Raw genomic sequence first — 13,043 nt, 5'->3', positions numbered from 1 at the left:
CCTCTAACCCTGTTGGGGAAAATGTATGTTGAGTGATTCCCTTGCCAAGGAATTCGAGGCCATCGTCGGTAAGGAAAATGTCTTTACCAGTGAAGCTGACCGCCAGAACTACGCCTACGACTCGTGCGTGTGGGCTCCGTGCATTCCCGGCGGCGTGGTGCGTCCTACCAGAACCGAGCAGCTTGGCCCGATCATTGAGCTCTGCTACAAGGAAGGTCTGCCCATGACCGTGCGCGGCGCGGGCACCAACCTTTCCGGCGGCACCATCCCGGACACCACCGACACCATCGTCATTCTGACCACCGCGCTGAACCGCATTCTTGAGATCAATACGGAAGACCTCTACGCCATTGTGGAGCCCGGCGTCATCACCGCTCCCATGGCCGCCAAAATCGCTTCCATGGGCCTCTTCTATCCCCCGGATCCGGGCTCCATGTCCGTGTCCACCATCGGCGGCAACGTGGCTGAGAACTCGGGCGGCCTGCGCGGCCTGAAATACGGCACCACCAAAGACTACGTCATGGGCATGGAAGTCTATGCCAATACCGGCGACCTGGTGCGTTGCGGCTCGCGTTGCGTGAAATGCGCCACGGGCTACGCCATTTCGCCCCTTATGGTGGGCAGCGAAGGCACTCTGGCCGTCACCAGCCAGGTGACCCTGAAACTCGTGCCCCCGCCGAAGGCCTCCAAAGCCATGATGGCCCTGTTCACGGACATGCAGTCCGCCTCCAAGGCCGTGGCCGCCATCATCTCCGCGCACGTGGTGCCGTGTACCTTGGAATTCCTGGACCACGCCACCATCAACTACGTGGAAGACTATGTGAAAATCGGCCTGCCCCGCGACGCCGGCGCCATGCTGCTGGTGGAAGTGGACGGCCATCCCGCCCAGGTCGAGGACGACGCCGCCGTTGTGGAAAAGGTGCTCAAGGAATGCGGTTCCACCGAAGTGGTCGTGGCCAAGGACGCCGAGCAGAAGAAGAACATCTGGGAAGCCCGCCGCGTGGCCATTCCGGCCCTTGCCCGCGCCAAACCCACCTTCATGATGGAAGACGTCACCGTGCCGCGCTCCAAGATTCCGGCCATGATCGCAGGCCTGGAAAAGATCGCCAAGGACCGTAACGTGACCATCGCCACCTTCGGCCATGCCGGCGACGGCAACCTCCATCCCGGCATCCTCTGCGACAAGCGCGACAAGCAGGAATGGGCCCGCGTGGAACTGGCCGTGGACGACCTCTTCAACCTCGGCCTCGAACTCAAGGGCACGCTTTCCGGCGAGCACGGCATCGGCCTGGCCAAGAAGCAGTGGCTTGAGCAGGAGACCTCGCGCGGTTCCATCATGTTCTCGCGCCGGTTGCGCAACGCCTTTGACCCCAAGGGCCTGTTCAATCCGGAAAAAATTGTCGGGGCCCGTGGGTAGAAAATCCGCCGGGGCGGCCTCTGGCCGCCCCGAACCATAAATCTCAAGCAAGCCGGACGGACGGCAGACATTTTCCGTCCGGCACAGGGGCTGGAGCATGAACGATCTTACCAGGCTTGCCAATTCGTTGATGGCTCTGGACGACAAGCTGGTCTCCTGCATGAAATGCGGCTTCTGCCAGGCCTTCTGCCCGGTTTTTGACGAAACCGGCGAAGAGGGCGACGTAACCCGAGGCAAAATCGCCCTTGTGGAAAACCTGGCCCACCTTGTCATTCAGAACCCTGAGGCCGTTTACGAGCGGCTCTCCCGCTGCCTTCTCTGCGGCGGCTGCAACTTCAGCTGCCCGGCAGGCGCGCCCACGATGGAGATCTTCCTTGAAGCGCGTGCCATTGTGGTCAGCTATCTGGGGCTTTCGCCCCTCAAAAAAGCTATTTTCCGTACCCTGCTGCCCAATCCGAAACTGCTCAACACCTTGATGAAAGTCAGCTCGCCCTTCCAGGGTCTGTTCATCAAGAAGGACAATTCGCCGCAGAATACGGCCTGTGTGCCCATGTTCAAGGCTTTCATCGGTGAGCGGCATATCCCCATGCTGGCCAAAAAGACGCTGTCGGCCAAGCTGGGCGCCCGCGACACCCCGGCCGGAAAAAGCGGCCTGCGGGTCGCCTTCTTCCCCGGCTGCATGGGCGACAAGATCTACACCGACATGGCCGAAGCCTGCCTGAAGGTCTTCGAATATCACGGCGTGGGCGTCTACATGCCCGACAATCAGGCCTGCTGCGGCATTCCGGCGCTGACTTCCGGCGACCTGAAGAGCTTCGGCAAACTGGCCCGCTACAATCTGGACGTGTTCAGCAAGAGCAAGTTCGACTATATCGTCACGCCCTGCTCATCCTGCACCGCCACCATCAAGGAACACTGGCGCAACGCCGAGGATCTCACCCCGGCCCAGCGCGACTTCGCCCGCTCACTGGGCGAAAAGGCCATGGACATCAACGCCTTTGTGGTGGACGTGCTCAAGGTCACGCCGCCTGAGGGCGCGGGCCAGGGCAAGACCAAGGTCGCCTACCATGAATCCTGCCATCTGATGAAATCCCTGCGCGTCAGCAAACAGCCCAAGGATCTCATCAATATGAACCGGGATTACCAGCTCGTGCCCATGAAGGAAGCCGACCACTGCTGCGGCTGCGGCGGCACCTTCACCCTGACCCAGCCCGAGCTTTCCGCCAAGATCGGCCAGCGCAAACGCGACAACATCGTGGCCAGCGGCGCCGAAGTGGTGGCCATGGGCTGTCCGGCCTGCATGATGCAGATCTCGGACATGCTCGCCCGTAACCGCGACTCGGTCAAAGTCAAACACACTATTGAAATCTACGCGGACTCCCTGCGCTGAAAACCAAGGCCGCTCCCCCCGCTGACGGAGGGGGCGGCCTTACCGGGGCTGTTTCCAAATCGGTTCTTTTACCATGCGGCTTCGTTCGAGGCTGGCTTTATCTAAGGCGGCATAGCCGCCAACGGCTGAAGCGAACCGCGCTTTTTACTCCACACAAGCCCCCCGCTCCACAGGCTTTGCGCCGCATCGGCGGAGGAGCCGCAGAGCGGAAAAGCACAAAAATTAGCCGCCCATCGGCGCGGCACAGCCCCAGACGGCTCCTGATTTCCGTCGCGCCGACAAAAGCAATGCCCGCGCCGCTTTCCACGTTGCCGGAGAGGAGCGGCAGCCCCCTGATTCCAATCTCCGGCCCAGAGACCGATAAGCGCGAACTGTCCGGGAGGCCTTTTCCGGCGGCAATGTTGCGGCTCAACGCCCGACGTTCCCTGCAATACCCGGCCATAACGCGCTTTGACGCAACCTCTTCCCTCGACAGGCAACCTTCAGGAGACAGTCAATGAAACTGAATAAAACAGGCGAAGCCGGAGCCGCTGAAAGCGGCGACATTCTCGTGACCGTCGCCCCCGCCGAGGAACCGGGCCTTCAGATCGAACTGAGCGGCAAATCGGTCATCCTCAAGCAGTTCGGCAGACAGATCAGGGAACTGATCCGGAAAACCGCCGAGGAAAACGGCGTGGAAAACGCCCGGATCAGCGCCAAGGACAACGGCGCTCTTGACTGCACCATCAAAGCCAGAGTCCGCGCCGCCATCCAGCGGGCCGTGTAAAGGAGTCGGCAGCATGAAAAGCATTTTGCTCATCAACGGCAACGACCCCAAAGCCCTGCTCAATTCCACGCTCTACGGGGCCGACGCCGTGGCCTATGACCTGCATGAAGCCGTGGGAACGGCCGACAAGGACGCCGCGCGCCTGCTGTTGCAGGAAGCCCTGGCCTTTTTCGATTTCGGGGACAGCGGCGTCTTTGTGCGCGTGAATCCCCTGTCCGAAGGCGGCACGGAAGACATTGCCGTGGCGGGTAAGGGCAAGCCCCAGGCCTTCATCCTGCCGCGGGCCGATGCGGAAAGCCTGCCCAAGGCGGATGCCGCCGTTGCCGCGCTGGAAGCCGAAAACGGCTTCGCGCCCGGCTCCGCCAAGCTGATTCCCACTGTGGAATCCGTGGCCGCCGTGGAGAACATCAACGCCCTGCTGGCTTCCTGCCCCAGGATCGCCGCCGTGGTGTTCAATGCCGCGAATTTCCTGAAAGATCTGGGCGTGGCCGACACCGGCGACGCCATGCAGATTCTCCACGCCCGCAGCAAGGTGGCCCTGGCCTGCCGGGCGGCCGGAGTTCCGGCCATTGACCGGCCCTGGTACGACGCCAAGGATCGCGCCGGTTTTGAAGCCGACGCCCGCAATGCCCGAGCCCTGGGCTTTACCGGCAAGCTGGCGGTCAACGGCGGACAGGTTCCGCTGATCAACGAAATTTTCGCCTGACGTCCCGACCTCTCCGGCGGCCCGTCCGCCCGCAGCGCGAAGCCATACTGACGCGCCCGGGCAGCAAGCATCCAGATAACGGAAAAGGGAAAAGAGCATGAAAAATATCCTCGGCCGTGAAATCCCCGAATTCATCGAGGGCTATGGTCAGGTAAAGCCGTTCAAAGGCGCCTACGCCAGCATTGATTCCAGAACCAGGACCACCATCACCCGCCGTTCGGTCAAGCCCGGCGACAAACTGGAATCCGGCGACGCCAAGCTGCTGGCCTCCATTGAGGAGGCCGTGGAAAAAACCGGCCTCAAGGACGGCATGACCGTGTCCTTTCACCACCATCTGCGCAATGGCGACTATGTGACAAACATGGTCATGAAGGTCATTGCCGACAAGGGCATCAAGGACATCCATGTGGCGGCCACCGGCATTTTCGCCTGCCACGAGCCGCTGGTGGAATATATCAAATCCGGCGTCATCACCGCCATTTCGGTCAACTACATTTCGCCCGGCCCGGTAGCCAAGGCCATCACCAAGGGCCTGCTGCCCAAACCGGCAGTCTTCCGCAGCCACGGCGGCCGCCCGCGCGCCGTGGAAGCGGGCGACCTGCATGTGGACGTGGCCTTCATCGCCGCGCCCTGCTGCGACGATTACGGCAACATCAACGGCACCCAGGGCAAATCCGCCTGCGGCGTGCTGTCTTACATCTATCCCGACGCCCAGTACGCCGACCAGGTGGTGGCCGTGACCGACAACCTGGTGCCCTACCCGGCCTGCCCCATTGAAATCTCCCAGGATTTCGTGGACTACGTGGTTGTGGTGGATTCCATCGGCGACCCCAACGGCATCGTCTCCGGCACCACCAAGGTCACGTCCGATCCCATAGGTCTGAAAATCGCGGCGGCCGCCGCCGAACTTATTGACGCGACCGGCTACATCAAGGAAGGCATGTCCTGCCAGACCGGCGCGGGCGGCACGTCCCTGGCCGTGGCCGCGGAAATCAAGAAACGCATGCAGGCCAAGGGCGTGGTGGGTTCTTTCGGCGCGGGCGGCATTACCGCCTACTTTGTGGAAATGCTCAATGAGGGCCTGTTCCGCGCGCTCTTCGACGTGCAGGACTTCGATCTGGTTTCCGTGGCCTCGGCGGGCAGCAATCCCAAACATATGGCCATGAGCGGCTCGCTGTACGGCAACCCGCACAACTGCGGTCCGGTGGTCAACAATCTGGACATCATGATCCTGGGCGCCACGGAAATCGACACGGACTTCAACGTCAACGTGGTCACCGGCTCGGACGGCACCATCATGGGCGCTTCCGGCGGGCACAACGACACGGCGGCGGGCAGCAAGATCTCCATTGTGGTCACCAATCTGCTCAAGGGCCGCCTCTGCGTGCTGCGCGATCACGTCACCACCGTGACCAGCCCCGGCGAAACCATCGACGCCCTGGTCACGGACCGGGGCATCGCCATCAACCCCCGGCGGACCGATTTGCTGGAAAAGCTGAAAGATTCCAAGCTGCCGATCATGGACATCCAGAAACTCAAGGAAATCGGCGACAAACTGGCAGGCAAGCCCGATCCCATCGAGTTTACCGACAGGATCGTGGGCGTGGTGGAATACCGCGACGGCACGGTCATTGACGTGGTCAGGCAGCCCAAGTAAGAACAAGCCTCCCGGCATGCCGGGAGCAATACCATTGCATTCCCTCCGGCCGGGCGCTGACACCCCGCCCGGTTTTCGGCACACAGAAGGCGCGCGGAAATTCCGCGCGCCTTCTGTGTTAACGCAGATCAACCTTGAAAGTTGCCTACTCTCTGAAGAACTTACTTTTTCGCGGCAGCCGCCTCGCGGGCCTGCGGGCTCATATGGCAGGGGCGACAGCCTTTGAAATTGGGGTATTTGCCCGCCAGCTTACGGTGGCAGCCATAGCAGGAGCGGTCCGTATCCGGGGAATGATAAGCCATGAACAGACTCATGGTGTCGCGCTCGCGCGCTCCCTTGATGGAATGGCACTCCTCGTTGGTACAGGAAGCGTAACGGTCTTTCGGCAGCCCTTCATGATGGCAGGTGCGGCATTTGACGCCCTTGTGCGAGGAATGGTTAAACGTCACGAACATGCGCTTGGAGGTGCCGCCGTTGAGCTCGATGGGCTTCTTGATGTTGCTCAGATTCCCCCGGCTTTCCCCTGCTTGAGCCGGACCGGCACACAGCAGGGAAAACGCAAACAGGGCGATAAACAGATACTGCATGGGATGCTCCTGTTAAAAAAGATTCCAAAAGGAAGCCTTGAGCGGGCTCAGGCCTTTGCGCGCCGCCACCATGTCCAGATGCATCATGCCCAGGGCCATGGCGTCCATGTCCGGAACCCCGCCGTATTCGCGCAGATCCACTGTGGGACAATAGCTTTTGCACTTGGTGCACCAGTCAAGCCGCTCGCCCCTGGACTTGCCGCTTTCGCGCAGAATTTCCATAACCCCGTTGCCCTCCTCGCCGCAGGCCGGGCAGGCCCCACGCCGGAACGTCCAGCTTGTGCCGCACAGGGAGCAATACAGATGTTTTTTCCCGCCGCCACCGGAAAGAAAGGCGTTTTTCTCGTCAAAAGCGGGCTTGTCCAGCCAGCCCATGACCGGAAAGGAAGAACAGACCGGACAATAGCCCTGCCGCCACGCCCCTGCCTCATCCCAGGGAGCGTTTTGTCCGGCCCGTCCGGCTTGGGCGGCCAAAGCCCGCAAGGGCGGAGACAGGACGAATTCCGCCACGAATTCCAACACCTCGGGAGGCAGGCCCGCTTCGGCCGCCAGACGCTGGAAAGTCGGGGCGTCCCCGGCCAGCACAGCTTCGGCCAGGGCGTCGCGCCTGTCCCCCCGGGACTGCGCCGGGGCCAGGAAAAAGGCCTCCAGAGCCGCCTTGTGGGCGGCCACATCCCCCTTGGCGCAGAGCAGGGGAAGCAGGGTCTCCGCTGTCCTGCGCACGGCAGCGCGCAGCCCGGTCAGAGGCACGCCCGCCAGAAGGCTCCGGCCCTGCTCGGCCCGCTCTCCGCTCCAGTCCGGCAAGCGCGGCCCGCCGCCCTCCGCCATGCCCGCCGCGTCCGCCCGCTCCGCGCTCAATTCCGCTGCCAGGGCCGCGCGGGCGGTCAGCACGTCCTCAAAAGCCCGCAACACAGGCTCCAGTGCGGGACGGCGCGCGGCCACGGCCGCCAGGGTCTGGGCCACGTTCTGACAGGATGCTGCCATGTCTGCTCCTCAAAACGCGAAGGATCCGGCCTTCGCCGAAGGTAAAGGCGGCGCGCGGATATGTCCGGCGCGCCGCCGTGTACGCCGCCCTACATAAAGGAGGCGTGCTCGTAATAGTGTTCTTTTTCTTCCGCCAGCAGGTAAATGACGCTTACGTCCTCCACATCGACCAGATGCGCCTTGGGGAAGCGTTCCCTGGCCGCGGCCAGCCGCTGTTGCGCCAGGGTCAGCAGGGCGTCGCGCTCGTCAAAGACCATGGCCCCGGTGGGACAGGTTTTGACGCACATGGGCGGCAGCCCCGCCTCCACCCGGTCGATGCACATGTCGCACTTGGTGATGCGCTTGGCCGCGGCGTCATAACGGGGGATGTTATACGGGCAGGCCTCGGTGATGGCCCGCGCGTCCTCGGCGTTGAGGCCGGCGGATTTGTCCGTGGCCAGAACCGCGCCGGTCTTGGCGTCCTTGACCATTGCGCCGGGCACGGCCATATCCGCCACGTCCACGCACACGGGCGTCAAGCAGTGACGGCACTGATCGGGAAAAAAATTCCAGACCACGTCGCCCGCCGCGTTCAGATGCTCGTGGAAACGCACGATTTTGTAGTTGTAGGGATTGAGATCCGGGGGATTCTGATGCGTGCCGCGCTGTTTTGTGGCATTGGCCGGCAGATCGTGCCATTCCTTGCAGGCCACCTGGCAGCCGCGACATGCCGTGCACCGCGTGGTGTCGACTAAAAAGGCTTTCGGCATTGCAATGCTCCTTGACGGGCGCGCCCCTGCGGACGCACCCGACATTCGGGTCAGGCGATTTCCGTCAACGTATCGGCCTTGCGGATGTTCACGCAACAGGCTTTGGTTTCGGGAATGGTCGTGTTCGGATCATAGGCCGTCACGGTCAGACGGTTGGTGGAGTCCCCGCATTTGGGCGTGGTCCAGCCGAAGGCAAAGGGCATGCCCACCAGGTGGACCGTTTTGCCCATGACCGTGAAGGGCCGGATACGGATGGTGACCATGGCGATAGCCTCCACGCGCCCGCGCGCGCTTTCAATGATGACGCCGTCGCCGTTCTTGATGCCTTTCTCCTTGGCCAGATCGTGGCTCATTTCAATATAGAGCTGGGGTTCCGTTTCCAGCAGGTTGGGCACATTGCGCGTTTCGCCGCCGCCGCACCAGTGTTCCGTCAGGCTGTAGGTGGTCAGCACAATGGGATAGCGCGGGTCGGCCGCTTCGGCGAACTTGTCCAGTTCGGACGAATGGAACTTGTAGACCGGGCTGCGCAGCTGGCCGGAGAACGGATGCCGGGCCAGAGGCGTTTCCGCGGGCTCGTAATGTTCGGGGAAGGGGCCGTCCAGGCGGCCCGTGCCGTAGAGCTGGGCATAGCCGTCCGTGGTCATGATAAAGGCCAGTTTGCCCTTTTCGGCGTCGGCCTGCGGCGGCCACGGGCCGTCGGGCACGTCGCCCACCCATTTCTTGCCGTCCCACTTGATCACGGGTTTTGCGGGATTGAGCGGCTGACCGTTCAGATCCACCGAAGCGCGGTTGTAGAGGATGCGCCGGTTCACCGGCCAGCACCACGACCAGTTGGGGAACAGGCCGATGGCCGCCTGCATGGGCGTCTGGCTGGGGTCGCGGCGTTTGGACTTGTTGCCCTCCTCTTCCGTATAGCTGCCGCAGTACAGCCAGTTCAGGGAGGAGGTGGAGCCGTCCTCTTTCAACTGGCCGAACGCGGGCACCAGCTGGCCGCGCTTGTAGGTCTTGTTGCCGACCTTGGCGTCGGCCCAGTACAGGCCGTTGATGCGGCGGGTCCATTCCTCGGCGTCAAATGTTTCAGGCCAGTTCAGCTTGAGCAGCGGTTCGGGCAGCGTGCCGCCCTCGGCCGTGTACAGCGCGCGGATCCGGTTGACCAGCGGCACGAAGATGTCCGCGAAGTTGCGGGCCTCGCCGCCGGGTTCCACGGCCTTGTCGAACCAGAGCAGCCAGCGGCCGCTGTTGCTGATGGTGCCTTCCTTTTCCACGCGGTGAGCCGAAGGCAGCAAAAAGACTTCGGTCTTTTTCTCCTTGGGATCCGCGCCGGGACGCCGCCAGTTGTCCGTGGTTTCCGAATGGTGCAGTTCCGAACAGACCAGCCAGTCCAGGTTGTCCAGGGCCACGCGCATCTTGTTGGTATTGGGGAAGCTGTTCATGGGGTTGACGCCGAAAATGAAGCCGCCCTTGATCTCGCCGTGGAGCATCCTGTCCATGACGTACATGTAGGAATAATCGACGCCCGCTTCCCCCTTGGGCAGCAGCCCGTAGCAGAAGTCGTTTTCCGGCGTGGCTTCGTCGCCGAACCAGCCCTTGAGCAGGCTGGCAAAGTACTTGGGCCGGTTGCCCCACCAGTTGGCGCTGTTTTTCAGCGCCGTGACCGGGGTATTGGCCTTGTTGAACTCCTCCAGGGTCTGCCACTGGGCCAGGGGCAGGGCAATATAGCCCGGCAGGATGTTGTACAGCAGGGCGTGGTCCGTGGAGCCCTGCACATTGGGCTCGCCGCGCAGGGCATTGATGCCGCCGCCCGCCACGCCGATGTTGCCCAGCAGCAACTGCACCAGGGTGGAGGTGCGGATATTCTGCACGCCCACCGTGTGCTGGGTCCAGCCCAGGGCGTAGAGAATGGTTCCGGCCTTGTCCGGCTTGCCCGTGGCGCAGAAGGCCTCGTACACCCGCATGAGGTTCTTTTCGGAAACGCCGGTCACGTCCGAGACGTTCTTCAGGGTATAGCGGGCGTAGTGCGTCTTCATCAGATTGAAGACGCAACGCTCGTTCCGCAGGGCGGCGTCGCGCACGGGCGCGCCGTCCGGGCCTTTCTCAAAGGCCCATTTGCTCCGGTCGTAGCTGCGGGTTTTCGGGTCGTACCCGCTGAACAGCCCGTCCTCAAAGGCGTAGTCCTTGCCCACCACAAAGGAGGCGTTGGTGTAGTTGAGAACGTAATCCTTGAGGTAGCTCTCCGACTGAATGATGTAATTGACCATGCCGCCGAGGAAGGCGATGTCCGTGCCCGAGCGCAGGGGCACATGAAAATCGCAACGGGCCGAAGTACGCGAGAACTTGGGGTCCACGTGCATGAGCACCGCGCCCTTGTCTTTGGCCCGCATGATCCACTTGAAGGCGACAGGATGATGTTCCGCGGCATTGCTGCCGATAATAAGCACCGCATCGGCATTCTTGATGTCGATCCAGTGGTTGGTCATAGCACCGCGTCCGAACGACTCTGCCAGAGCCGCAACTGTGGGGCTGTGTCAGACCCGGGCCTGGTGGTCCATATGGACAACACCCAGGCCGCGCATGGCTTGATGGATCACCGCGCATTCCTCGTTGGAGGCGTGCGAGGTACCCATCATGAAAATGCTTTCCAGACGGTTGACCGTCTGCCCCTGCGCGTTTTTCAGAATCATGTCCTTGTCGCGGGCATCCTTCACGCGCCGGGCGATCTGGTCCAGGGTCCAGTCCCAGTCCTTCTCTTCCCAGGTGTCGCCGTGCGCGGCACGGTACAGAGGCTTTTTCAGCCGATGGTCGTTGGTGTACATGCTGTACAGGGCCGCGCCCTTGGCGCAGAGCGCGCCCTCGTTGACCGGAAAATCCGGATCCCCCTCCGTGGACACGAGCTTGCCGTCCCGCACATAGGCGATGACCTGACAGCAAACGGCGCAGAAGGGACAGATCGTCACCACTTCCTTGGCGCCCTCAATCTTGAGCGACCTGGAGTAGGCCAGCGCCTCATCCAGGTTGACCCCCAGTTGTCCGAGGGTCAGGCACAAGGTGCCCACGCCCGCGAGTTTCAAAAAATTTCGCCGAGAACAGCGCATAAGGCATCTCCCTGTTGGAGCATGAACGGTTCCCTTGAAAGTCATATGCGCCGGAAGCGCCCGGTCTGTTCCGGGCGGTCCGAAGCGCATATTCCTCGCAATATGCCTGAAAAAACATATAGAGGTACGTTATGCCAAAATAAACAGTGATGCAAGGAGGGAGGCGGATTTTACGCTCCGCCACGGTCCGTGCGCGGAACCCGGCAGGGACGGCGCGGGCGGCGGGTCAATAGACGGAAAGGGAATAGGTTTTCTTGCCTTTGTGTTTGGCCTCATACAGGGCGGCATCCGCGCTGCGGTACACGTCCAGAAACGACAAGCCCGGCCTGGTGACGAGGATCGCGCCGATGCTTACGGACACTCTGGCCTCAATGGAAAGAGTATCGACGCCTTCCCGGATCCGCCTGATAATGGATATCAAACGGCGGTCCGCCTCTTCCCTGGTAAAATCGGCGCGAAAAAGCATGACGAACTCATCACCGCCAAGCCTGCCCGTGATATCGTTGGAGCGGCATGCATTACGAAGAATGTCGGCCACATACTTCAGAACTTCGTCTCCGAACACATGCCCGTGGTTGTCATTGATGGATTTAAAATCATCAATGTCTATGATGGAGAACATATACGCGGCTTGCGAATTGATTTGGTCCTCTATGGCCTGCTGCATGGCGGAGCGGTTGAGCAGTTGCGTCATGGGGTCGCAACGGGACTGCATGAGCAATTGGCGTTCTTTGTTTTCGCGGCACGCCTCAGCGTCTTTCAGGGCCTGAATATTTTTTATTGTGCCGATGATGCGCAGAGAGCGCCCGTTCGACTTTTCGATATTGCCGGCTCGTACGGCATGCCATGTCAGGGTGCCGTCCGTGGCGTGCAACTGAAGTTCAATGTCCTCAAAATCCCGCCGCTGCGCGAACTCGGTCAGAAAAATATCCACATTCTGCCGGGTCGGCGGGGCGATTTCCGCCTGATCCCCACCCCGCTTTCCGCCAAACAATACCATCTGACCCGTATCAATGTCGTACTCAAAAAACGACTCATTCACGAGTTCCGCGAAGACCTTATATCGATTGGCTTCGAGCTCAAGCTGTGTATTGGCCCAGGCAAGTTTCTCGTTGAGCGTGACCAATTCGGTGATGTCCGTAAAAATCAGATAAATGACGGGATAAATGCCTTGATAAAATTCCTTTGTGAAAAAACCCGTCGTCTTTACCCAGATATCCCTGCCTGACAAATGCCTGAGACGGTAACGCATGTTGAAGGTCTGGCCTGACGCGACGCTCTTGGCCATGCTTTCCTGCACATAGGCAAGGTCATCCGGATGCACATAGAGGCTGCTGTTGAAGCCTTCCTTTTCAATTTTGCCGCGCGTGGTGCCGACGAGCGTCGCGAGCCCCTTATTGTAGTACAGAATGGTGAGGGAGGGATCACAGGCAAATTTGCCGACGCCGTCCGCCGCATGGCTGAGAACGCTCTCCAGCTCCTTGTCCTTCTCCTTGCACATTTCCATGAGCCATCTCAGATCCCGCTCGCCGCGCATGTTTTTTTTATCGTCGTCCACGGAGTTGCTCGCTCTCGTAAGTAACAATGGCCGGATGGAAAAACCGAGTGCGCGCACCACTGCGGCACGCTCAATGAGGGAAAAGTGTTCCCTCCGCAAGGCGGCAATGGCGAAAAATGACTAGGATCAGCTCTCAT

At 61.2% G+C, this 13,043-nt stretch carries 10 protein-coding genes; 5 read left to right on the top strand and 5 right to left on the bottom strand.

Annotated features, from left to right (window positions below; all coding sequences use genetic code 11):
• Positions 1-25 precede the first annotated feature (25 nt).
• The 5 genes from AXF13_RS02705 (at position 26) to citF (ending at position 5,936) form a co-directional block, all read left to right on the top strand.
• A complete protein-coding gene (locus tag AXF13_RS02705) occupies positions 26-1,417 on the top strand; it encodes an FAD-binding oxidoreductase (RefSeq protein WP_009303898.1) in 1,392 nt (463 codons plus the stop codon).
• 97 nt (positions 1,418-1,514) lie between these two features.
• The gene (locus AXF13_RS02700) at positions 1,515-2,807 is read left to right on the top strand and encodes a (Fe-S)-binding protein (RefSeq protein ID WP_008686156.1); all 1,293 of its coding nucleotides are present in this window, start codon (positions 1,515-1,517) and stop codon (positions 2,805-2,807) included.
• 496 nt (positions 2,808-3,303) lie between these two features.
• Positions 3,304-3,573 carry a citrate lyase acyl carrier protein gene (gene citD / locus AXF13_RS02695; RefSeq protein ID WP_008686157.1) on the top strand — a complete coding sequence of 90 codons (270 nt, stop codon included), beginning with the start codon at positions 3,304-3,306 and terminating at the stop codon, positions 3,571-3,573.
• Positions 3,574-3,586: 13 nt separating this feature from the next.
• Positions 3,587-4,279, top strand: coding sequence for an HpcH/HpaI aldolase/citrate lyase family protein (locus AXF13_RS02690; protein WP_062251547.1), 693 nt, complete (start codon positions 3,587-3,589; stop codon positions 4,277-4,279).
• Positions 4,280-4,376: 97 nt separating this feature from the next.
• Positions 4,377-5,936, top strand: a complete 1,560-nt coding sequence (gene citF / locus AXF13_RS02685) for a citrate lyase subunit alpha (protein WP_008686159.1) — start codon at positions 4,377-4,379, stop codon at positions 5,934-5,936.
• Positions 5,937-6,097: 161 nt separating this feature from the next.
• Here the strand turns inward: citF and AXF13_RS02680 are convergent, their stop codons facing one another.
• The 5 genes from AXF13_RS02680 to AXF13_RS02655 all read right to left on the bottom strand — a co-directional run bounded on the left by AXF13_RS02680 (position 6,098) and on the right by AXF13_RS02655 (position 12,906).
• On the bottom strand, positions 6,098-6,523 hold the full coding sequence (locus AXF13_RS02680; protein WP_062251546.1) for a cytochrome c3 family protein: 426 nt from the start codon (positions 6,521-6,523) through the stop codon (positions 6,098-6,100).
• Positions 6,524-6,535: 12 nt separating this feature from the next.
• The gene (locus tag AXF13_RS02675) at positions 6,536-7,507 is read right to left on the bottom strand and encodes a formate dehydrogenase accessory protein FdhE (RefSeq protein ID WP_062251545.1); all 972 of its coding nucleotides are present in this window, start codon (positions 7,505-7,507) and stop codon (positions 6,536-6,538) included.
• Between the two features lie 89 nt (positions 7,508-7,596).
• Complete coding sequence (locus tag AXF13_RS02670) at positions 7,597-8,256, bottom strand: 4Fe-4S dicluster domain-containing protein (protein ID WP_008686162.1); 660 nt, start codon at positions 8,254-8,256, stop codon at positions 7,597-7,599.
• Between the two features lie 50 nt (positions 8,257-8,306).
• Positions 8,307-11,348, bottom strand: a complete 3,042-nt coding sequence (fdnG, locus tag AXF13_RS02665) for a formate dehydrogenase-N subunit alpha (protein WP_150116057.1) — start codon at positions 11,346-11,348, stop codon at positions 8,307-8,309.
• A gap of 226 nt (positions 11,349-11,574) precedes the next feature.
• Entirely contained in the window at positions 11,575-12,906 is a 1,332-nt protein-coding gene (locus tag AXF13_RS02655) for a sensor domain-containing diguanylate cyclase (protein ID WP_062251543.1), read from the bottom strand.
• Positions 12,907-13,043 lie beyond the last annotated feature (137 nt).

Origin of the sequence: Desulfovibrio fairfieldensis (genome assembly GCF_001553605.1) — a bacterium.
Taxonomy (GTDB): domain Bacteria; phylum Desulfobacterota; class Desulfovibrionia; order Desulfovibrionales; family Desulfovibrionaceae; genus Desulfovibrio; species Desulfovibrio fairfieldensis.
The sequence above is the reverse complement of the archived record's forward strand: the minus strand, read 5'-3'. Positions and strand labels throughout refer to the sequence as shown.

Bases quoted from the DNA above. Each gene is read 5' to 3' on its own strand.
- AXF13_RS02705 (WP_009303898.1), top strand. From the start codon at position 26: ATGTTGAGTGATTCCCTTGCCAAGGAATTCGAGGCCATCGTCGGTAAG.
- AXF13_RS02700 (WP_008686156.1), top strand. From the start codon at position 1,515: ATGAACGATCTTACCAGGCTTGCCAATTCGTTGATGGCTCTGGACGAC.
- citD (WP_008686157.1), top strand. From the start codon at position 3,304: ATGAAACTGAATAAAACAGGCGAAGCCGGAGCCGCTGAAAGCGGCGAC.
- AXF13_RS02690 (WP_062251547.1), top strand. From the start codon at position 3,587: ATGAAAAGCATTTTGCTCATCAACGGCAACGACCCCAAAGCCCTGCTC.
- citF (WP_008686159.1), top strand. From the start codon at position 4,377: ATGAAAAATATCCTCGGCCGTGAAATCCCCGAATTCATCGAGGGCTAT.
- AXF13_RS02680 (WP_062251546.1), bottom strand. From the start codon at position 6,523: ATGCAGTATCTGTTTATCGCCCTGTTTGCGTTTTCCCTGCTGTGTGCC.
- AXF13_RS02675 (WP_062251545.1), bottom strand. From the start codon at position 7,507: ATGGCAGCATCCTGTCAGAACGTGGCCCAGACCCTGGCGGCCGTGGCC.
- AXF13_RS02670 (WP_008686162.1), bottom strand. From the start codon at position 8,256: ATGCCGAAAGCCTTTTTAGTCGACACCACGCGGTGCACGGCATGTCGC.